This is a genomic window from Pseudomonas sp. BIGb0278, from assembly GCF_024809895.1.
GTDB classification, from domain to species: Bacteria; Pseudomonadota; Gammaproteobacteria; order Pseudomonadales; family Pseudomonadaceae; genus Aquipseudomonas; species Aquipseudomonas shirazensis.
In genome coordinates this window covers 295,963-315,976 of record NZ_JANUEL010000004.1, presented here as the reverse complement: position 1 = coordinate 315,976, position 20,014 = coordinate 295,963, and the positions used below count along the sequence as shown (strand labels likewise).

The following is a 20,014-nucleotide window of genomic DNA, read 5'->3' as shown; positions in this document are numbered from 1 at the left end:
GGGACACGATAACGGGTGACGGCAGCATCACCCGGCTTCTCAGCCCCGGCCGATCTCGGCAAATTTCCCTTGGGTATGCTCGGCCAATACCGCAGCAGCCAATTCGACCTCAAGTCCGCGCCGGCCAGCACTTACGTGAATGGTTGCGAACTGCTGCGCTGATTGATCGATAAAGGTGCGCAGGCGCTTCTTTTGCCCCAGTGGGCTGATCCCGCCGACCAGATACCCCGTGGCCCGCTGCGCCGCTGCGGGGTCAGCCATTTCACACTTCTTGACCCCCGCCGCGTGGGCCAGAGCCTTCAGGTCGAGCGTGCCCACCACCGGCACTACGGCCACCAACAACTCGCCCTTTTCACTGCTGGCGAGCAGCGTCTTGAACACCTGCACAGGATCGATGCCGAGCTTTTCAGCGGCTTCCAGGCCATATGAGGCCGACTTCGGATCATGTTCGTAACTGTGCACGCGGTGTACGGCGCGGGCTTTTTTCAGCAGGTCGAGAGCGGGGGTCATGCGGGGCTCCGAGCAGAGAAGTTCGGCGGCTACTTTAGGTGAAAAGCCGCGAGCCAGCCAGCTTGTCGCCAAATCGCTAAATGCTGTCGGAATAGTCAAAGAACTCGATGCGGGTCAAATTGTGGCTGAGCGTTCACTTTCGACCTTTGACATGAGCGTTTCTTGCCTATATTTTTTCGTTTCTGAATAAATGGTGCACCCTTAAAGTGCGCTTTCGCTTATCCGCCCAGGGTCAATGGGGATCGACTCTGGGCCTTGCTGTCGAGCGCTCCGCGCCTCACAACAACAAGAACCGAGGTCTTACATGACGACTGCACTACGCGAGCCCACCCTTCGGGGCCAATGCATGGCCGAGTTTTTCGGCACTGCGCTACTGATATTCTTCGGCACCGGTTGCGTCGCCGCGCTCAAGGTCGCGGGCGCCAGCTTCGGCCTGTGGGAAATCAGCATTATCTGGGGGGTCGGCGTGAGCATGGCGATCTACCTCACTGCCGGTGTATCCGGCGCCCATCTGAACCCGGCAGTGAGCATCGCCCTGAGCCTGTTCGCCGGTTTCGAAAAGCGCAAACTGCCGTTCTACATCCTCGCCCAGGTAGCTGGCGCCTTCTGTGCCGCCGCGCTGGTGTACAGCCTGTACAGCACGCTGTTCTTCGATTACGAACAATCCCACGCCATGGTCCGCGGCAGCCAGGCCAGCCTGGAGCTGGCGTCGGTGTTTTCCACCTATGCGCACCCGGCGCTGTCGATCGGCCAGGCGTTTCTGGTTGAAATGATCATCACCGCGATCCTGATGGCAGTGATCATGGCCTTGACCGACGACAACAATGGCCTGCCGCGCGGAGCCATGGCACCGCTGCTGATCGGCTTGCTGATCGCGGTGATTGGCAGCGCCATGGGCCCGCTGACCGGCTTTGCGATGAACCCTGCCCGAGATTTTGGTCCAAAGCTGATGACGTTCCTGGCAGGCTGGGGTGATATCGCCTTCACTGGCGGACGTGACATTCCGTATTTCCTGATTCCGATATTCGCGCCCATTGTGGGTGCATGCCTGGGCGCCGCCGCCTACCGTGGCCTGATCGCCCGCAACTTGCCCACCGCGCAGGTTGCACTCGGGCAAACAGACGATAATTCCCAGAGCGATGCGCGGGCCTCCTGACCGGAGAGCCGCTGCCGACAGCCAGGCACAGCGCCTGGCCTCCCCCTATTTTGTGCAAGGCCACTGACATGAAAGACACCCAGGACAAGAACTACATCATCGCCCTGGACCAGGGCACCACCAGTTCGCGAGCGATAATCTTCGACCGTGACGCAAACGTGGTGGGCACCTCCCAGCGTGAGTTCGTCCAGCATTATCCGCAGGCTGGCTGGGTCGAGCACGACCCGATGGAAATCTTCGCCACCCAGAGCGCGACCATGGTCGAGGCCCTGGCCCAGGCCAGCATCAGCCACGCCCAGGTCGCCGCCATCGGCATCACCAACCAACGTGAAACCACGGTGGTGTGGGACAAGGAAAGCGGCCGCCCGGTGTACAACGCCATCGTCTGGCAGTGCCGGCGCAGTACCGAGATCTGTGCCCAGCTCAAGCGCGATGGCCATGAAGACTACATCCGCGAAACCACCGGCCTGGTCACCGACCCGTACTTCTCCGGGACCAAGCTGAAGTGGATCCTGGACAACGTCGAAGGTGTCCGCGAGCGCGCCGAGCGCGGCGAACTGCTGTTCGGCACCATCGATACCTGGCTGATCTGGAAATTCACCGGCGGCAAGGTACATGTCACCGACTACACCAACGCCTCGCGTACCTTGATGTTCAACATCCACACGTTGCAGTGGGATGAAAAGATGCTCGAGCTGCTCGGTGTGCCACGCCAGATGCTGCCAGAGGTGCGCGGCTCCTCCGAGGTATATGGCCAGACCAAGAGCGGCATCGACATCGCCGGTATCGCCGGCGACCAGCAATCGGCGCTGTTCGGCCAGATGTGCGTCGAGCCAGGCCAGGCCAAGAACACCTATGGCACCGGCTGCTTCCTGCTGATGAACACCGGCGACAAGGCGGTCAGCTCCTCCCACGGCCTGCTCACCACCATCGCTTGCGGCCCCCGTGGCGAAGTCGCCTACGCGCTGGAAGGCGCAGTGTTCAACGGCGGCTCGACCGTGCAGTGGCTGCGCGATGAACTGAAGATCGTCAATGATGCGCTCGACACCGAGTACTTCGCCAGCAAGGTCAAGGACAGCAACGGTGTCTATCTGGTGCCGGCCTTCACCGGGCTGGGCGCGCCCTACTGGGACCCGTACGCACGCGGCGCACTGTTCGGCCTGACCCGCGGGGTCAAGGTCGATCACATCATCCGCGCGGCACTGGAGTCGATCGCCTACCAGACCCGCGACGTCCTCGATGCCATGCAGCAGGACTGCGGCCAGCGCCTGAGCGAACTGCGCGTGGATGGCGGCGCGGTGGCCAACAACTTCCTCATGCAGTTCCAGGCCGACATCCTCGGCAGCTGTGTCGAGCGGCCAAAGATGCGCGAAACCACCGCCCTCGGCGCTGCCTACCTGGCCGGACTGGCCAGCGGCTTCTGGAGCAGCCTGGATGAGCTGCGCGACAAGGCTATCATCGAGCGCGAGTTCAGCCCGCAGCTGGATGAAGCGCAGAAAGAGAAGCTCTATGCCGGCTGGCAGAAAGCGGTCGAGCGTACCCGTGACTGGGAAGATCACGAGGCCTGATTGAAACTGTAGCGTTTCAGGCCCTGCCCGCTTCGGTCGCCATGTTCAGCACATGGCGACCGACTTGTTTGTACTGTGCGCACTGGCTGTCATCCCTTTCCTACGGCATCATTGCAGCATTTGTCCGGCAGCCCCCAAGGACCGCCCATGAATCTGCCCCCGCGCCAACAACAAATCCTCGAACTGGTGCGCGAACGCGGCTACGTCAGTATCGAAGAAATGGCCCAGCTGTTCGTCGTTACCCCGCAAACCATTCGCCGCGATATCAACCAGCTTGCCGAGAGCAACCTGCTGCGGCGCTACCATGGCGGCGCGGCGTATGACTCGAGCATCGAAAACACCGCCTACGCCATGCGCGCCGACCAGATGCGCGACGAGAAACAGCGCATCGCCGAAGCCGTGGCCCGGCAGATCCCGGACCATGCCTCGGTATTCATCAACATTGGCACCACCACCGAGTCGATTGCCCGCGCCCTGCTCAATCACAATCACCTCAAGGTCATTACCAACAACCTGCACGTCGCGTCGATCCTCAGTGCCAAGGATGACTTCGAAGTGCTGGTCGCTGGCGGCACGGTGCGCCGTGACGGCGGCGTGGTCGGCCAGGCGAGTGTCGACTTCATCAGCCAGTTCAAGGTCGATTTCGCCCTGGTCGGCATCAGCGGCATCGATGAAGACGGCAGCCTGCTGGATTTCGATTATCAGGAAGTGCGTGTTTCCCAGGCGATCATTGCCAATGCGCGGCAGGTCATCCTCGCTGCCGACTCGAGCAAGTACGGGCGCAACGCGATGGTTCGGCTCGGCTCGATCAATCTGGTCGATTGCCTGGTGACCGATCAGCCGCCCTCGCCCGCCTTGAACCAACTGCTCAACGACAACAAGGTCCGCCTGGAAGTGGTGTGACCTGCGCGCGGCGTCGCACTGAGCGCCGCGCCATGTTCGCTATTGTTCATTTCGCCGCGCCTATTGAAGTTTTCTATGAAGACTCGCTGGCGAATGCTTGCTTGTTGCGCTAGTATTTTCGCAAACGAACATCGATGTTCATTTTCGATGGTAGCAGCCTCAGGAGGCCTTGCCCGTGTCCCAGCCCGTTTCCTCCCAGCCCGTCCCTGCCGATTGCTACGATGTTGCCGTGATTGGCGGCGGTATCAATGGTGTGGGCATTGCCGCTGACGCTGCCGGGCGCGGCCTCAAGGTGTTTCTTTGTGAAAAGGACGACCTGGCGCAACACACCTCCTCGGCCAGCAGCAAGCTGATCCACGGCGGCCTGCGTTACCTCGAGCACTACGAATTCCGCCTGGTCCGCGAAGCACTGGCCGAGCGTGAAGTGCTCCTGGCGAAAGCACCGCATATCGTCAAACCGATGCGTTTCGTGTTGCCCCATCGGCCGCACCTGCGCCCGGCGTGGATGATCCGCGCCGGTCTGTTCCTCTATGATCACCTCGGCAAACGCAAGCGCCTGGGCGCCTCGCGCAGCCTGCGCTTTGGCCCGAACAGCCCATTGCAGGCTTCGATCAGCCGCGGTTTCGAATATGCCGACTGCGCCGTCGACGATGCGCGCCTGGTAGTGGTCAATGCGATGGCCGCCCGCGAACATGGCGCGCAGATCGCGACCCGTACCCGTTGCCTGCGGGCCGAACGCGTCGACGGTATCTGGCAGGTGCTGTTGCAGCATGCCGATGGCAGCCAACAGACCATCCACACCCGGGCGCTGGTCAATGCGGCCGGCCCATGGGTCGCCAGCTTTATCAAGGATGACCTAAAGCTCGATGCGCCGTATGGCATCCGCTTGATCCAAGGCAGCCATATCATCGTGCCACGCATGTACGAAGGCGAGCATGCCTACATTCTGCAGAACGAAGACCAGCGCATCGTCTTTGCAATTCCGTATCTGGAGCGCTTCACCCTGATCGGCACAACTGACCGGGAGTGGAGCGGCGACCCGTCCCAGGTCAGTATCAGTGAGGCAGAGACCGATTACCTGCTGAATGTGGTCAACCAGCATTTCAAACAGCAGCTCGGCCGCGCCGATATCCTGCACACCTATTCCGGTGTGCGGCCATTGTGCAACGATGAGTCCGACAACCCTTCAGCGGTCACCCGCGACTACACCCTGGCCCTGTCTGCCGACCACGGCCAGGCACCGCTGCTGTCGGTGTTTGGTGGCAAGCTCACCACCTACCGCAAGCTGGCCGAATCCGCCATGGCCGAACTGAAACCGTTCTTTAGCCAGATGGGCTCCAGCTGGACCGCGTCGGCGACATTGCCGGGCGGCGAGAACATGACAACAGTGCAAGCACTGGTCGACGCGCTCCGAGTCCGCCACCCGTGGCTGGCGGTAGATATCGCCAGGCGCTGGGCAGTGACCTATGGCGACCGTGTCTGGCGCCTGCTCGAAGCCGTACATGGCCCGGAAGATCTCGGCAAGGCGATCGGCGGCGGGTTGTTCGGCTGCGAAATTGATTACCTGCGCGCACAAGAGTGGGCCGTCAGTGCCGACGACATCCTCTGGCGGCGCACCAAGTTGGGCCTGTTCATCAACGCCGTCGAACAGCAAGCATTGGTGAATTACCTGCAGCAGGCCAGGCCGACCTCGGGCCAATCAGACGCCGCCTGATTCGGCAGGTACCTGCGGTCGGGTAGCCACTCCTCAAAGTGGCTGCCCGCTGTATCCACGCCTGTTGCCCTTACCCCTCGTATGCACGCTCCTGTGCACTGATCTGCTCCAGTCTGCGCTCTCATCCCACCAGGATTCTCAATATCCGCTCCATTCGGATTTCCGAACAGCCTCGCCTCACTCATTCGGTAACCCGTCGGTAGCCTCGGGAAAATCTCGCATCACAAAAGATTAATACCCAGGCTTTTCGGGACGTTATGATCAATTACAGGGCTTGGCACGAGTCATGCTCTACACTTGGTAGCCGAATGCACTGCTTTTGCAGTATTCGTGGAACGAAGAGTCCGCCAACGGCTCCATAAAAAAAACAAACATGTCGAGGAAAATTTGATGCGTATCGTTCGTCAATTGCTGGGCGCCGCCATCGCGGCTGCTGTTATCGCTTCGCCGGCCATGGCTGCAGAGCTGACCGGCACCCTGAAGAAGATCAATGACTCGGGCACCATCACCCTGGGCCACCGCGACGGTTCCATTCCGTTTTCCTACATTGCCGATGCCTCGGGCAAACCGGTCGGCTACTCTCACGACATTCAACTGGCCATCGTCGAGCACCTGAAAAAAGAGCTCAACAAGCCGGACCTGAAAGCCAGGTACAACCTGGTTACTTCCCAGACCCGTATCCCGCTGGTGCAGAACGGCACCGTCGATGTCGAGTGTGGCTCGACCACCAACAACGTCGAGCGCCAGCAGCAGGTCGACTTCTCGGTAGGCATCTTCGAGGTGGGCACCCGTCTGCTGTCGAAGAAAGATTCCTCCTATAAGGATTTCGCTGACCTGAAAGGCAAGAACGTGGTGACCACCGCGGGTACCACTTCCGAACGCATCCTCAAGGCAATGAACGCCGACAAGCAGATGGGCATGAACGTGATTTCCGCGAAGGATCACGGCGAAGCCTTCCAGATGCTCGAATCCGGCCGTGCAGTCGCCTTCATGATGGATGACGCGCTGCTCGCCGGTGAAATGGCCAAGGCCAAGAATCCAAACCTCTGGGCCGTGACCGGCACCCCGCAATCCTACGAAATCTACGGCTGCATGGTGCGCAAGGGTGATGCACCGTTCAAGAAAGCCGTCGATGACGCGATCGTTGCGCTGTACAAGTCGGGCGAGATCAACAAGATCTACGACAAATGGTTCACCCAGCCAGTCCCACCAAAAGGCCTGAACCTGAACTTCCCGATGAGCGATGAGCTGAAAGAGCTGATTGCCAATCCTACCGATAAAGCGGCAGACGAAAAGAAGTCCTGACCCGCAGCTAGTTAGTGTCTAACCTTTCATCCGAGGGCGCTCGCGCCCTTGGATGTTCGAAGGTGCCCGTGAAACAACGATCCGAGGGGAAATCCCGATGAATTACAACTGGGACTGGGGCGTGTTCTTCAAGTCCACTGGCGTCGGCAGCGAAACTTACCTGGACTGGTACATCACCGGCCTGGGCTGGACCATCGCCATTGCCATCTGCGCCTGGATCATTGCCTTGCTGCTGGGCTCGCTGCTCGGCGTCATGCGCACCGTACCGAACAGGCTGGTATCAGGGATCGCTACCGCCTACGTCGAATTGTTCCGCAACGTGCCGCTGCTGGTGCAGCTGTTCATCTGGTACTTCCTGATCCCTGACCTGTTGCCCGAAGGCTTGCAGGAATGGTTCAAGCAAGACCTCAACCCGACTACCTCGGCATTGATCAGTGTGATCATCTGCCTTGGCCTGTTCACCGCAGCGCGAGTCTGCGAACAGGTGCGTACCGGTATCCAGGCACTGCCACGCGGGCAGGAATCTGCCGCTCGGGCAATGGGCTTCAGCCTGGCCCAGATCTATCGCAACGTACTGCTGCCGCAAGCGTACCGGATCATCATTCCGCCGCTTACCTCTGAATTTCTCAACGTCTTCAAGAACTCCTCGGTCGCCTCATTGATCGGCCTGATGGAGCTGTTGGCGCAAACCAAACAGACCGCTGAATTCTCGGCCAACCTGTTTGAGGCCTTCACCCTGGCCACCTTGATCTACTTCACCCTGAACATGGGCCTGATGCTGCTGATGCGCATGGTCGAGAAGAAAGTGGCCGTACCTGGCCTGATTTCCGTAGGAGGCAAGTGATGGAACTGGACTTCTCGGACATCATCCCCGCGCTGCCGGGCCTGTGGAACGGCATGCTGATGACCCTGCAACTGATGGTCATGGGTGTGGTCGGCGGTATTGCCTTGGGCACCGTGCTGGCGCTGATGCGGTTGTCATCGAGCAAGCTGATGGCAAATATTGCGGGCGCTTACGTCAACTACTTCCGCTCGATCCCGCTGCTGCTGGTGATCACCTGGTTCTACCTGGCAGTGCCGTTCGTGCTGCGCTGGATCACCGGCGAAGACACACCAATCGGTGCGTTCACCTCGTGCGTCGTGGCCTTCATGATGTTCGAAGCGGCATACTTCTGCGAAATCGTCCGCGCCGGTGTGCAGTCGATTGCCAAAGGCCAGATGGGCGCTGCCCAGGCGCTGGGCATGACCTATGGCCAGACCATGCGCCTGATCATCCTGCCGCAGGCGTTTCGCAAGATGACCCCACTGCTGCTGCAGCAGAGCATCATCCTGTTCCAGGACACTTCGCTGGTTTACACCGTGGGCCTGGTCGACTTCCTCAACTCGGCCCGTGCCAGTGGCGACATTGTCGGCCGCGCGAATGAATTCCTGCTCTTCGCCGGTCTCGTCTACTTCATTATCAGCTTCTCCGCTTCATGGCTGGTCAAGCGCCTGCAAAAAAGGATCACCGTATGATTTCCATCAAGAACGTCAACAAGTGGTACGGCGACTTCCAGGTGCTCACCGACTGCACCACCGATGTCAAAAAGGGTGAAGTGGTCGTGGTCTGCGGGCCTTCCGGCTCGGGCAAGTCGACCCTGATCAAGTGCGTCAATGCGCTGGAGCCGTTCCAGAAGGGTGACATCGTCGTCGATGGCACCTCGATCTCCGACCCGAAGACCAACCTGCCCAAGCTGCGCTCGCGAGTCGGCATGGTGTTCCAGCACTTCGAGCTGTTCCCGCACCTGACCATTACCGAGAACCTGACCATCGCGCAGATCAAGGTGCTTGGCCGCAGCAAGGAAGAAGCCACCAAGAAAGGCCTGGCCCTGCTTGAGCGCGTTGGCCTGTCAGCCCACGCCCACAAGCACCCTGGCCAGCTCTCCGGCGGTCAGCAGCAACGTGTGGCGATTGCCCGCGCCCTGTCGATGGACCCGATCGTCATGCTGTTCGACGAACCAACCTCGGCACTTGACCCGGAAATGGTCAGCGAAGTGCTCGACGTAATGGTCCAGCTTGCCCACGAAGGCATGACCATGATGTGCGTGACCCACGAGATGGGCTTTGCTCGCAAAGTGGCCGATCGGGTGATCTTCATGGACAAGGGCAACATCGTCGAAGACTGCACCAAAGACGAATTCTTCGGTGATCAGACCGCCCGCGACCAGCGCACTCAGCACTTCCTCAGTAAAATTCTGCAACACTAAGCCGGCCGCAGCGCCCCTGGTTCGGTCCGATCCGGGCTGGGGGTGCTGGTCGTGACAAGGCCACTGTGATGAAATGCGACCCCTCGCTCCTGCGCCCTGCCCTGCCTGCCGTGAAATCCCGTCTGATCCGCCAACTGCTGTTACCACCTCTGATCATCCTGCTGATGGTCGGCCTGGGCCTGATCGGCTACGTACTCAGTGACAACAGCGGTATTCGTATCCTCAGCGAAAACGGCGAACGGCAACTCGAGCTGCACGCGCGCACAGTCGAGAGTGAAATCAGCAAGTACACCTATCTGCCGAGCCTGCTTGAGCTGGAAGACAGCGTATCGCAACTGCTCAGCGAGCCTGAGGGCGGTGCGCGGCAGAGCGTCAACGAATACCTTGAAGGGCTCAACCGTCGTAGCCGCAGCCGGGCCATCTTCGTCCTCGATACCAGTGGCCGAGTCCAGGCGACCAGCAACTGGCGCGACGCTGATTCATTTCTGGGTGAAGACCTGTCTTTCCGTGCCTATTTCCAGGACGCGGTGCGGGGCGAGCCTGGGCGTTTCTACGGCATCGGCAGCACCACCGGCGAAGCCGGCTACTACCTGGCTCACGGCCTGGAAGAGCACGGCAAGATCATCGGCGTGGCCGTGATCAAGGTCCGCCTGGACACCCTCGAAGAGCGCTGGCAGCGTGCCCGCCTCGAGGCTTTTGTCAGTGATGAAAACGGCATCATCATCCTTTCCAGCGACCCAGCGAGGCGGCTCAAGGCAGTCCGTGCACTGAGTCCGCAGACTAAAGAACGCCTGGCGCGCAGCCTGCAATACTACTGGTGGCCACTGAACGAGCTGGAGCCGCTGGCCCGCGAAACCCTCGCCGATGGCGTCGAGAAACTGACCTTCCCGGCCAATAGCGAAACCGCCCAGGGCAAACTGCACGAGGTCACCTACCTGGCGCAGACCCGTCGCCTGGCTGATACGCCGTGGCACTTCACCCTGCTCACGCCACTGCAGGACCTGCGCCGCGAGTCGATGATCCAGGGCGTGCTGGTCGCGGTGGCCTTCGCCTTGCTGACCATCCTTGGCATTGCCTGGAACGAACGGCGCAAGGTCATCGCCACGCGCCTGGCCGCACGTGAGGCGCTGGAAGAAGCCAACAGCCACCTTGAACGCAAGATTGCCGAGCGCACGGCGGACCTGCGCGCCAGCAACGAACGCCTCAAGGGCCAGATTCGCGAGCGCCGGCATGCCGAACAGACCCTGCGCCAGGCGCAGGACGAGCTGGTCCAGGCCGGCAAGCTGGCGGCCATCGGGCAGATGTCGACCAGCATCGCCCACGAACTCAACCAACCGCTGGCAGCGCTGCGCACGCTGTCGGGCAATACCGTGCGTTTCCTTGAACGCGGCGCACTGGAAACTGCCAGTGCCAACCTGCAGACCATCAACGGCCTGATCGACCGCATGGGGCGGATCACCGCCAGCCTGCGCTCGTTCGCCCGCCGCGCCGATGACGGTGGCCAGGCTTCGCTGGCACAGGCCGTGGAGGCCAGCCTGCAGGTCTTGGCCAACCGGATTGCCGGCAGCCATGTGCAGTTGCACAATCTGTACGAGGATCAGTTGCTGGCCATCGATCAGACCCGCCTCGAGCAGATTCTGGTCAACCTAATCGGCAACGCGCTGGACGCCATGGCCAGCCAGCCGCAGCCGCAGCTGTGGCTGGAAGGTGAACTCCAGGCAGACAAATACCGGTTGCTGGTGCGCGACAATGGTCACGGTATCGATGACGATACGCGCAAGCACCTGTTCGAGCCGTTTTTCACGACCAAACCGGGCGAACACGGCCTGGGCCTGGGTCTGACCTTGTCGGCAAGCCTCGCAGCTGCCGCCAAAGGTTCACTCAGCGTCGAGCACCCCGCCAGCGGCGGTACGGCGTTCGTCCTCGCCCTGCCGCTGGTCAACGCCCCCACACAACCGCCACAGCAGCCATGAGCGAAGGGTCCCCATGAACCAAGCACCCTTGACCGTCCTGATCGTCGAAGATGACCCGCATGTACTGCTCGGCTGCCAGCAGGCGCTGGCTCTGGAAGACATCGCCTGCGAAGGCGTGGGCAGCGCCGAGCTTGCCCTGGAGCGCATCGGCGACGACTTCGCCGGCATCGTGGTCAGCGACATTCGCCTGCCCGGCATCGATGGCCTGGAGCTGCTGAGCCGGCTCAAGGCCCGTGACCGTGGCCTGCCGGTGGTGCTGATCACCGGCCACGGCGACATCGACATGGCTGTCGGCGCAATGCGCAACGGCGCCTACGACTTCATGGAGAAACCGTTCTCGCCCGAGCGTCTGGTCGAAGTGGTACGCAGGGCCCTGGAACAACGCGGCCTGGCCCGCGAGGTGGTGTCACTGCGCCGCCAGTTGGCAAGCCAGAGTACGCTGGAGGGCCGCATCATCGGCCGCTCGCCGGCCATGCAGGAGCTGCGCGAACTCATCGCCAATGTCGCCGATACCTCGGCCAATGTGTTGATCGAAGGTGAGACCGGCACCGGCAAGGAACTGGTCGCCCGCTGCCTGCACGACTTCAGCCGGCGCCAGGCGCAACCGTTCGTCGCGCTCAACTGCGGCGGGTTGCCGGAGAACCTCTTCGAAAGTGAAATTTTCGGCCACGAGGCCAATGCCTTCACCGGTGCTGGCAAGCGCCGCATTGGCAAGATCGAGCATGCCAACGGCGGTACGTTGTTCCTCGACGAAGTCGAGAGCATGCCGATCAACCTGCAGATCAAGCTGCTGCGCGTGCTGCAGGAGCGGACCCTGGAGCGGCTGGGCTCGAACCAGAGCATTGCAGTGGATTGCCGCCTGATTGCCGCGACCAAGTCTGATCTGAATGCGTTAGGCCAGAGCGGCCAGTTCCGCAGCGACCTGTATTACCGGCTCAATGTGGTTACCCTTGAGCTGCCGCCGCTGCGCGAACGACGTGAGGATATCCTGCAGTTGTTCGAGCACTTTCTACAGCAATCGGCGCTGCGCTTTGACCGCGAAACACCTGAGCTGGACAGCCACACCCTGTCGCGGTTGATGTCCCACGACTGGCCAGGCAACGTTCGCGAGCTGCGCAACGTCGCCGAACGCTATGCGCTTGGCTTGCCGGCATTCAAGAAAACCGCCAGCGGCGGCGCCAGCCAGGGCCTGGGTTTTGCCGAAGCGGTGGAGGCATTCGAGCGCAACCTGCTCAGTGATGCGCTGCAACGCAGCGGCGGCAACTTGAGCCAGGCCAGCCTGGAGCTGGGCATGGCCAAGACCACGCTGTTCGACAAGGTGAAAAAATACGGCCTCGGCTGACCTCAATCGCTACGGGAAAATTCTGTGGACCTGATATTGAAAGCGGCACTCGGCGCGGGTGTGGTGATTCTTCTGGCAATCCTGTCAAAGACCCGCAATTACTACATTGCCGGGCTGGTGCCGCTGTTTCCGACCTTTGCCCTGATCGCTCACTACATTGTCGGCAAGGGCCGCTCGATCGAGGACCTGAAAACCACCATCGTGTTCGGCATGTGGTCGATCATCCCCTACTTCATCTATCTGCTGACGCTGTATGTGCTGGTCGAGCGCATGCGCCTGGAGGCATCGCTGGCGCTGGCCACGCTGGCCTGGCTGATCGCCGCGACCTTGCTGGTGACCGTATGGGTGCGCCTGCACTGAGCACTCCCCGCTATTACAGTGTGGCGAGGTGAGAGGGTTTCTCACGCTGGGCTTTCAGGTATGGCAAGACCGCGCCCAGCAGTGGCGCCTTGAACGGCGCTTGAAAACGATGCGCAAGCCCCGGAATCAAGCGCAACTGGCTGCCCTGGATATGCGCCGCCAGGTGCACTCCGTGCATCACCGGTAGCAGCGGGTCTGCGGTACCGTGCACCACCAACGTCGGCACGCGCAGCTGATTGAGCAGCTCGACTCGGCTCGGCTCAGCCAGAATTGCCAGAATCTGGCGCTTGGCGCCTTGCGGATTGAATGCCCGATCATAGGCCTGCGCCGCCTGTTGAATCAGCTCCTGGCGCTCATCCTGCACCTGCGGGCTGCCCAATGCGGCGAGCATGTCAGCCTGCTGCTCAATGGCCACAGCACGGCTCGGAGCACTGCGCCGCGCCAGCAACTGCAGCAACGCTGCGCTGGGTTGCGGTAGGCCAGCGGCGCCGGAGCTGGACATCACCAGGGTCAGGCTGCGCACCCGCTGCGGCTGCATGGCGGCCATATGCTGGGCAATCATGCCGCCCATGCTCACCCCCAGTACATGAAACTGCTCGATGTGCAGTGCGTCCATCAGTTGCACGCCATCCTCGGCCATATCGGTCAAGCTGTAAGGCGCCGATACGCTCAGACCAAGTTTGTAGCGCAGCGCCTCGAACGTCAGGTTGGCCGAGGCCGGCGCTGTATTCCAGCGGGTCAGACCAACGTCGCGATTATCGTAGCGGATCACCCGAAAGCCCTGTCGGCACAGGGCTTCCACGACATCGTCGGGCCAGTGGATCAGTTGACCGCCCAGCCCCATGACGAGCAACAGCGCAGGATCTGACGGCGCGCCGACGCTTTGATAGACCATGCTCAGCGCCCCCAGGTCAGCGCGCTGCAGTGCCACACTGGCATCGCAGCGCGCCATGGCAATGGTGCTCGGCGCAGCGCCCCATAGCATCAACACAAACAATAAAAAACGCATCAAGCAACACCAGCACGCAAAGCCCCATTAGTCCGCCAGTCTGATCAACTTGATTGAAAAGCGCTGCCACACTTGCGTGACAATTTGATGAACCCTGCCAGGCGGCCACTCAGGCAACATTAAGACCGCCTGGGCCACACCCACAGATCGACAAACCGCGCCAACATGAGCCAAACTCACGCACTATCGCGTTTAGCTCCGGAGTTGTTCGTGCTTGAAATTCGTCACCTGAAAACCCTTCATGCACTGCGCGAATCAGACAGCCTGGTCGAGGCCGCCGAGCGCTTGCACCTGACCCAGTCGGCACTCTCGCATCAGTTCAAGGAACTTGAAGAGCGCCTGGGCATGCCGCTGTTCGCGCGCAAGACCAAGCCGATTCGCTTTACCAGCGCTGGCCTACGCCTGCTGCAACTGGCGGACGCCACTCTACCCTTGCTGCGCGGTGCCGAACGCGACATCGCGCGGCTGGCCGGTGGTACTGCAGGGCGCCTGCACATGGCGATCGAATGCCACAGCTGCTTCCAATGGTTGATGCCGACCATCGACCAGTTCCGCGATGCCTGGCCGGAAGTCGAACTGGACCTGGCCTCTGGCTTTGCCTTTGCCCCGCTGCCGGCGTTGGCCCGTGGCGATCTCGACCTGGTGGTGACCTCCGACCCGCTCGACCTGGCCGGGATCACTTACGTGCCGCTGTTCACCTACGAGGCAATGCTGGCGGTAGCCAACCAGCATGCGCTGGCGAGCAAGCCGTACATCGTGCCGCAGGATCTGGTCGACCAGACCCTGATCACCTACCCGGTGGAACGTGACCGTCTCGACATCTTTACCCGCTTTCTCGAACCCGCCGACATCGAGCCCGCCGCCATCCGCACCTCGGAGCTGACGGTGATGATGATGCAGCTGGTGGCCAGCGGTCGTGGCGTCTGCGGCATGCCGCATTGGGCCCTGCACGAATACAGCTCGCGCGGCTATGTAAAGGGCAAGCGCTTGGGCGAAAAGGGACTGTTTGCCACGCTCTACGCCGGGGTGCGTACCGACATGCTCGATGCGCCGTACATGCGTGACTTCCTGCTAACCGCCAAGGACACCTCGTTCGCCACCCTTGATGGGGTCAGCGCGGTGCGTTGAGCAACCGGCGGTACAGCGGCAGAATCAGGTCGCGGGTCAGCGGCGCCAGCAGTGGTGCCGACGGTTGCTCGGCGGTCATCCACAGCACTTCTTCGATCTCCGCTGCGGGCGCTACGGTGGTGGCACAGTCGACGCGAAACAGCTCGCACTGAACCTCGAAGCCCGGTTCGTTCGCCGCCGGCGCGCTGAACTGGCCCAGGTACTCGGCCGCAGCGACATCGATGCGCAGGCCGAGCTCTTCTTCCAGCTCACGGCCCAATGCTGCCAGCGGCGTCTCCCCTGCATCGATCTTGCCGCCTGGCTGCATGAACGCCTGAGTGCCGCGCTTGCGCACCAGCAGCGTGCGCCCTTGCGGGTCGATGAGCAGAGCGGCGGCGATGCGGATGATGTTCGGCATGGATAACTCGGGGCAGGATTAAGCCGGCGAGGATAGCCGATCCAACCTCCCCGCGTATCAAGCAAACGCCGCTAGACGAACGGCCCCTTGCCAAGTGCGCGTTCGAGCGCCATAACCAGAACATGAACCTGCCTACCTCGCAGCACCCTGCCCTCGCGCTGTTTCATCCCGCCGTCAGCAGCTGGTTCCGCCAGCGCTTCGCCACGGTTACCGACGCCCAGGCCCGCGCCTGGCCGCTGATTCATGCCGGCCAATCGGTACTGCTGACAGCGCCGACCGGCTCGGGCAAGACCCTCAGCGCCTTTTTGGCGGTACTCGACGAGCTGTTCCGCGAGGGTCTGGCCAATGACGGTCAATTGGCTGAGCAGACTCAGGTCATCTACGTGTCGCCACTCAAGGCACTGTCCAACGACATCCGCCTGAATCTGCAGGCGCCGCTCGAAGGCATCAGCCAGGTGATTCAGGCGCAGGGGCTACAGGCGCCGCAGATCACCACCGCGGTACGCACCGGCGACACCCCGCAAAAAGAGCGCGCAGCGATGCGCCGGCGCGCGCCGCATATTCTGGTGACCACGCCTGAATCGCTTTATGTGCTGCTCGGCTCGGCGTCCGGGCGCGCAGGTCTGGGCAGCGTGCATACGGTCATCGTCGACGAGATCCACGCCGTGGCCGGCAACAAGCGCGGCTGCCATCTGGCGCTGACGCTGGAGCGCCTGCAAGCCCTGACCGGCAAGCCATTACGCCGCATCGGCTTATCAGCTACGCAGCGCCCGGTCGAACGCGTGGCGCAATTTCTGGTCGGCCAGCAGCGGCCCTGCGCCATCGTCGATGTCGGCCACGCGCGCCAGCGCGACCTGGCCATAGAGGTGCCGCCGGTGCCGCTCGGCGCGGTGATGGCCAGTGATGCCTGGAACCTGGTCTACGACCGCCTGGCCGACCTGGCCCGCGCCCACCGCACGACTCTGGTGTTCGTCAATACTCGCCGACTGGCCGAGCGCCTGACTCGCCACCTTGGCGAGCGGCTTGGCCAGCAGGTGGTTGCCGCGCACCACGGCAGCCTGGCCAAGGAGCACCGCCTGCTGGCCGAGCAGCGCCTGAAGGCTGGCGAGCTGCAGGTGCTGGTCGCCACCGCATCGCTGGAACTGGGCATCGATATCGGCGAGGTCGAGCTGGTCTGCCAGATCGCGTCGCCGGGTTCGATCGCGGCGTTCATCCAGCGCGTTGGCCGCTCTGGCCACCAGGTCGACGGCACGCCCAAGGGGCGCCTGTTCGCCACCTCGCGCGACGACTTGATCGAATGCGTGGCGCTGCTGGAATGCGTGCGCCGCGGCGAACTGGATGAGTTGCACATACCCAAGGCACCGTTGGATGTGCTGGCTCAGCAGATCGTGGCCGAAGTCAGCAACCAGCCATGGTCGGAGCAGGCTCTGTTCGACTGTCTACGCAAGGCCACTCCCTTTGCCGCGCTCGAGTATGAACACTACCAGGCGCTGCTGCGCTTGCTTGCCGAGGGCTACAACGGCCGCCTCGGCGTGCGCGGTGCGTATGTTCACCGTGATGCGGTCAGCGGCATGTTGCGCGGCCGCCGCGGCAGCCAGCTGACGGCCTTGACCAGTGGCGGCACCATCCCCGAGAACGCCGACTACAGCGTGCTGCTCGAGCCCCAGGCGCTGAACATCGGCAGCGTCAACGAAGACTTCGCAGTCGAGAGCATCACCGGCGATATCTTCCAGCTCGGCAATGCCTCCTACCGCATCCTGCGGGTCGAGGCCGGCAAGGTGCGAGTAGAGGATGCGCGCGGGCTCCCGCCGACCATCCCGTTCTGGCTTGGTGAGGCGCCCGGGCGCAGCAATGAACTGTCGGCGGCAGTTGCACGCCTGCAAAGCCAACTCGATCAGCAGTTGCAAGCCAGCCAGGGTGCGTTTGAACCGGTCAGTCAGTGGCTGGCAACTACGTACCAGCTAGATGACGCCTGCGTCAGCCAACTGATCGATTACCTGGGGCGCACCTGGCAGGTGCTGGGCGCTTTACCGTCCCAGCAGACGCTGATCATGGAGCGCTTTTTCGATGAGTCCGGCGGGACTCAGCTGATCATCCACTCGCCCTACGGCAGTCGCATCAATCGCGCCTGGGGGCTGGCCCTGCGCAAGCGCTTTTGCCGCACTTTCAACTTCGAGCTGCAGGCGGCGGCCAGTGAAGACGCGATCGTGCTGTCGCTGTCTGCTGGCCACAGCTTCGAGCTGGATGAAGTGTGGCGCTATCTCTCGAGCAACAGCGCCGAGGCGATCCTGATCCAGGCGGTGCTCGACGCACCCCTGTTTGGCGTGCGCTGGCGCTGGATTGCCTCGGTCGCGCTGGCCTTGCCGCGCTTTGTCGGCGGGCGCAAGGTGGCCCCGCAAATCCAGCGGATGAAGAGCGAAGACCTGGTCGCAGCAGTATTCCCCGACCAACTGGCCTGCCTGGAAAACATCGCCGGCGAGCGGCAGATTCCTGAGCATCCGCTGGTTGCCCAGACCTTGCACGACTGCCTGCACGAAGCCTTGGACAGCGACGCCTGGCTGGCCCTGCTCAAACGCATGGAAGGCGGCCAGTTACGCCTGATCAGCCGCGACCTGCCGGCACCTTCGCCGTTGGCAGCGGCCATTCTCAATGCCCGGCCCTATGCGTTTCTGGACGATGCACCGCTGGAAGAACGGCGCACTCAGGCGGTGCTCAACCGGCGCTGGAGCGAGGTCGACAGCGCCGATGATCTCGGCGCGCTGGATGCCGACGCCATCACCGCGGTGGCCCAGGAAGCATGGCCGCAACCGAGCAACAGCGACGAGATGCACGAGGCGCTGATGAGCCTGGGTTGCATCAGCCAGGCCGAGGCAGCGGCCAATCCGGGCTGGCTGGCGCTGCTGCAGCGGCTGGCCAAGAGCGGTCGCAGCAGCCGTCTGGACGGCCCCGAGCAGCCGCTGTGGGTGGCCCGTGAGCGCTTGAACCTGTTCAACGCGCTGTACCCGCAGGCACTGTTGGAGCCGGCCGTGACCTTGTTACCGGGCTTCGATACACCGGTCGATGCCGACAGCGCCCTAGGCGAGCTGCTGCGCTCTCGCCTGAGCGGATGCGGCCCGCAAAGCCGTGAGCAGATAGCCGCATCACTGGGCCTGCCGCCGGCGCAGATCGAGCAGGCCCTGGCCGCCCTTGAACAACAAGGTGTGCTGTTGCGCGGCTATTTCAGCCCAGGCGCGCAGGCGCTGCAGTGGTGTGAGCGGCATCTACTGGCGCGCATCCATCGCTACACGGTCAAGCGGCTGCGCCGGGAGATCGAACCGGTCAGCCTGCAGGACTACATGCGCTTCCTGTTCGACTGGCAACACCTGGCGCAGGACCAGCGTATGCGCGGCCGCGAGGCGCTCGGCGAAATACTCGGCCAACTGCAAGGGTTCCCCGGCGGCGCCGGTGCCTGGGAGGCCGACCTGCTACCGGCGCGCATCAGCGATTACAGCCCGCAATGGCTGGATCACGCCTGCCGCAGCGGCCAATGGGCCTGGAGCAGGCTGGCGTCGACTGCGGCCAGCAGCACCTTGGCGAGTACGCCACTGGCACTGTTGCCACGCGAGCATCTGAGTCTATGGCGCAGCCTGACCAGCACACCTGAGGTCGCCAGCCTCGGGCCGCGGGCGCAGCGTGTGCATGCCGCACTGCAGGCGCAAGGGGCGTTGTTTTTCGAGGAGCTCTCACAGGAGGCGCATCTGCTGCCCAGTGAGCTGGAAACCGCATTGCAGGAATTGGTCGGGGCCGGCCTGGTCGGCGCCGACAGTTTCATCGGCTTGCGCTGCCTGATCACCCCCGCTGCCAAGCGCAAACCGCGTATCAGCCGGCGTGGTCGGCCAGCGTTGTTCAGCGACATGGCCCATGCCGGGCGCTGGGCACTGCTCCGGCGCACCAGCGACGAACCCGATCACGACCTGCGCCTCGAATACATCGCGCGGGCGCTGCTGCGCCGCTACGGGGTGATCTGCTGGCGTCTGCTGACGCGTGAATCGGACGCGCTGCCAAGCTGGCGTGAGCTACTGCGCTGCTACCAGCGCCTGGAGGCCCGCGGCGAAATCCGCGGCGGGCGGTTTATTGCCGGGCTGGCCGGCGAACAATTTGCCCTGCCGGACGCAGTCGGGCTGCTGCGCCAGGTCAGGCGCAGGCCGCTGGATGGCGAGCTGGTGCTGATCAGCGGCAGCGATCCACTGAATCTGCTTGGCACCCTGCTGCCAGGCGGAAAACTGCCGGCAGTGGCCGGTAATCGGCTGCTGTACAAGGACGGTGTGCCCGTGGCAACGCGGGTCGGCGGGCGCTATGTGGTTCTGCTCGAGGCAGCTGCCGAGGAGCAGGATGGCTGGCGGCAAAAGCTGCTGCGCGGCTGA

At 62.6% G+C, this 20,014-nt stretch carries 16 protein-coding genes; 13 read left to right on the top strand and 3 right to left on the bottom strand.

Going from position 1 to position 20,014, the window contains the following annotated elements; genetic code table 11:
• Positions 1-39: 39 nt before the first annotated feature.
• Positions 40-510, bottom strand: a complete 471-nt coding sequence (ybaK, locus tag M2396_RS16830) for a Cys-tRNA(Pro) deacylase (protein ID WP_259076137.1) — start codon at positions 508-510, stop codon at positions 40-42.
• A 304-nt stretch (positions 511-814) separates the two neighbouring features.
• Here ybaK and M2396_RS16825 point away from each other — a divergent pair, with 304 nt between their 5' ends.
• The 11 genes from M2396_RS16825 to M2396_RS16775 all read left to right on the top strand — a co-directional run bounded on the left by M2396_RS16825 (position 815) and on the right by M2396_RS16775 (position 13,077).
• A complete protein-coding gene (locus tag M2396_RS16825) occupies positions 815-1,666 on the top strand; it encodes an MIP/aquaporin family protein (RefSeq protein WP_103438365.1) in 852 nt (283 codons plus the stop codon).
• 68 nt (positions 1,667-1,734) lie between these two features.
• Entirely contained in the window at positions 1,735-3,234 is a 1,500-nt protein-coding gene (glpK, locus tag M2396_RS16820) for a glycerol kinase GlpK (protein WP_150572229.1), read from the top strand.
• A 147-nt stretch (positions 3,235-3,381) separates the two neighbouring features.
• On the top strand, positions 3,382-4,137 hold the full coding sequence (glpR, locus tag M2396_RS16815) for a DNA-binding transcriptional repressor GlpR (protein WP_101321849.1): 756 nt from the start codon (positions 3,382-3,384) through the stop codon (positions 4,135-4,137).
• A 175-nt stretch (positions 4,138-4,312) separates the two neighbouring features.
• A complete protein-coding gene (glpD, locus tag M2396_RS16810; RefSeq protein WP_150570568.1) occupies positions 4,313-5,851 on the top strand; it encodes a glycerol-3-phosphate dehydrogenase in 1,539 nt (512 codons plus the stop codon).
• A gap of 390 nt (positions 5,852-6,241) precedes the next feature.
• Entirely contained in the window at positions 6,242-7,156 is a 915-nt protein-coding gene (locus tag M2396_RS16805) for a glutamate/aspartate ABC transporter substrate-binding protein (RefSeq protein WP_101321852.1), read from the top strand.
• A gap of 97 nt (positions 7,157-7,253) precedes the next feature.
• Positions 7,254-8,000 (top strand): amino acid ABC transporter permease, encoded by a 747-nt coding sequence (locus M2396_RS16800; protein WP_101321853.1) that lies wholly within the window; start codon positions 7,254-7,256, stop codon positions 7,998-8,000.
• A complete protein-coding gene (locus M2396_RS16795) occupies positions 8,000-8,671 on the top strand; it encodes an amino acid ABC transporter permease (protein WP_101321854.1) in 672 nt (223 codons plus the stop codon). Before M2396_RS16800 ends, M2396_RS16795 begins: the two co-directional genes overlap by 1 nt.
• Entirely contained in the window at positions 8,668-9,402 is a 735-nt protein-coding gene (locus tag M2396_RS16790) for an amino acid ABC transporter ATP-binding protein (RefSeq protein WP_101321855.1), read from the top strand. The genes M2396_RS16795 and M2396_RS16790 overlap by 4 nt, the downstream gene beginning before the upstream one ends.
• Positions 9,403-9,470: 68 nt before the next feature.
• Positions 9,471-11,375, top strand: a complete 1,905-nt coding sequence (locus tag M2396_RS16785) for an ATP-binding protein (protein ID WP_101321856.1) — start codon at positions 9,471-9,473, stop codon at positions 11,373-11,375.
• A 13-nt stretch (positions 11,376-11,388) separates the two neighbouring features.
• Complete coding sequence (locus M2396_RS16780) at positions 11,389-12,717, top strand: sigma-54 dependent transcriptional regulator (protein WP_101321857.1); 1,329 nt, start codon at positions 11,389-11,391, stop codon at positions 12,715-12,717.
• Between the two features lie 33 nt (positions 12,718-12,750).
• Complete coding sequence (locus tag M2396_RS16775; RefSeq protein WP_259076237.1) at positions 12,751-13,077, top strand: GlpM family protein; 327 nt, start codon at positions 12,751-12,753, stop codon at positions 13,075-13,077.
• Positions 13,078-13,090: 13 nt separating this feature from the next.
• Here the strand turns inward: M2396_RS16775 and M2396_RS16770 are convergent, their stop codons facing one another.
• On the bottom strand, positions 13,091-14,089 hold the full coding sequence (locus tag M2396_RS16770) for an alpha/beta fold hydrolase (protein ID WP_150570569.1): 999 nt from the start codon (positions 14,087-14,089) through the stop codon (positions 13,091-13,093).
• Between the two features lie 207 nt (positions 14,090-14,296).
• On the opposite strand from M2396_RS16770, the gene metR reads away from it, so the two are divergent.
• On the top strand, positions 14,297-15,214 hold the full coding sequence (gene metR, locus M2396_RS16765; RefSeq protein WP_101321860.1) for a transcriptional regulator MetR: 918 nt from the start codon (positions 14,297-14,299) through the stop codon (positions 15,212-15,214).
• Here metR and M2396_RS16760 read toward each other — a convergent pair.
• Positions 15,198-15,611, bottom strand: a complete 414-nt coding sequence (locus M2396_RS16760) for an NUDIX domain-containing protein (protein ID WP_188036567.1) — start codon at positions 15,609-15,611, stop codon at positions 15,198-15,200. The two genes, metR and M2396_RS16760, sit on opposite strands and share 17 nt — an antisense overlap.
• A 122-nt stretch (positions 15,612-15,733) precedes the next feature.
• Here M2396_RS16760 and M2396_RS16755 point away from each other — a divergent pair, with 122 nt between their 5' ends.
• Positions 15,734-20,014 (top strand): DEAD/DEAH box helicase, encoded by a 4,281-nt coding sequence (locus M2396_RS16755; RefSeq protein ID WP_259076123.1) that lies wholly within the window; start codon positions 15,734-15,736, stop codon positions 20,012-20,014.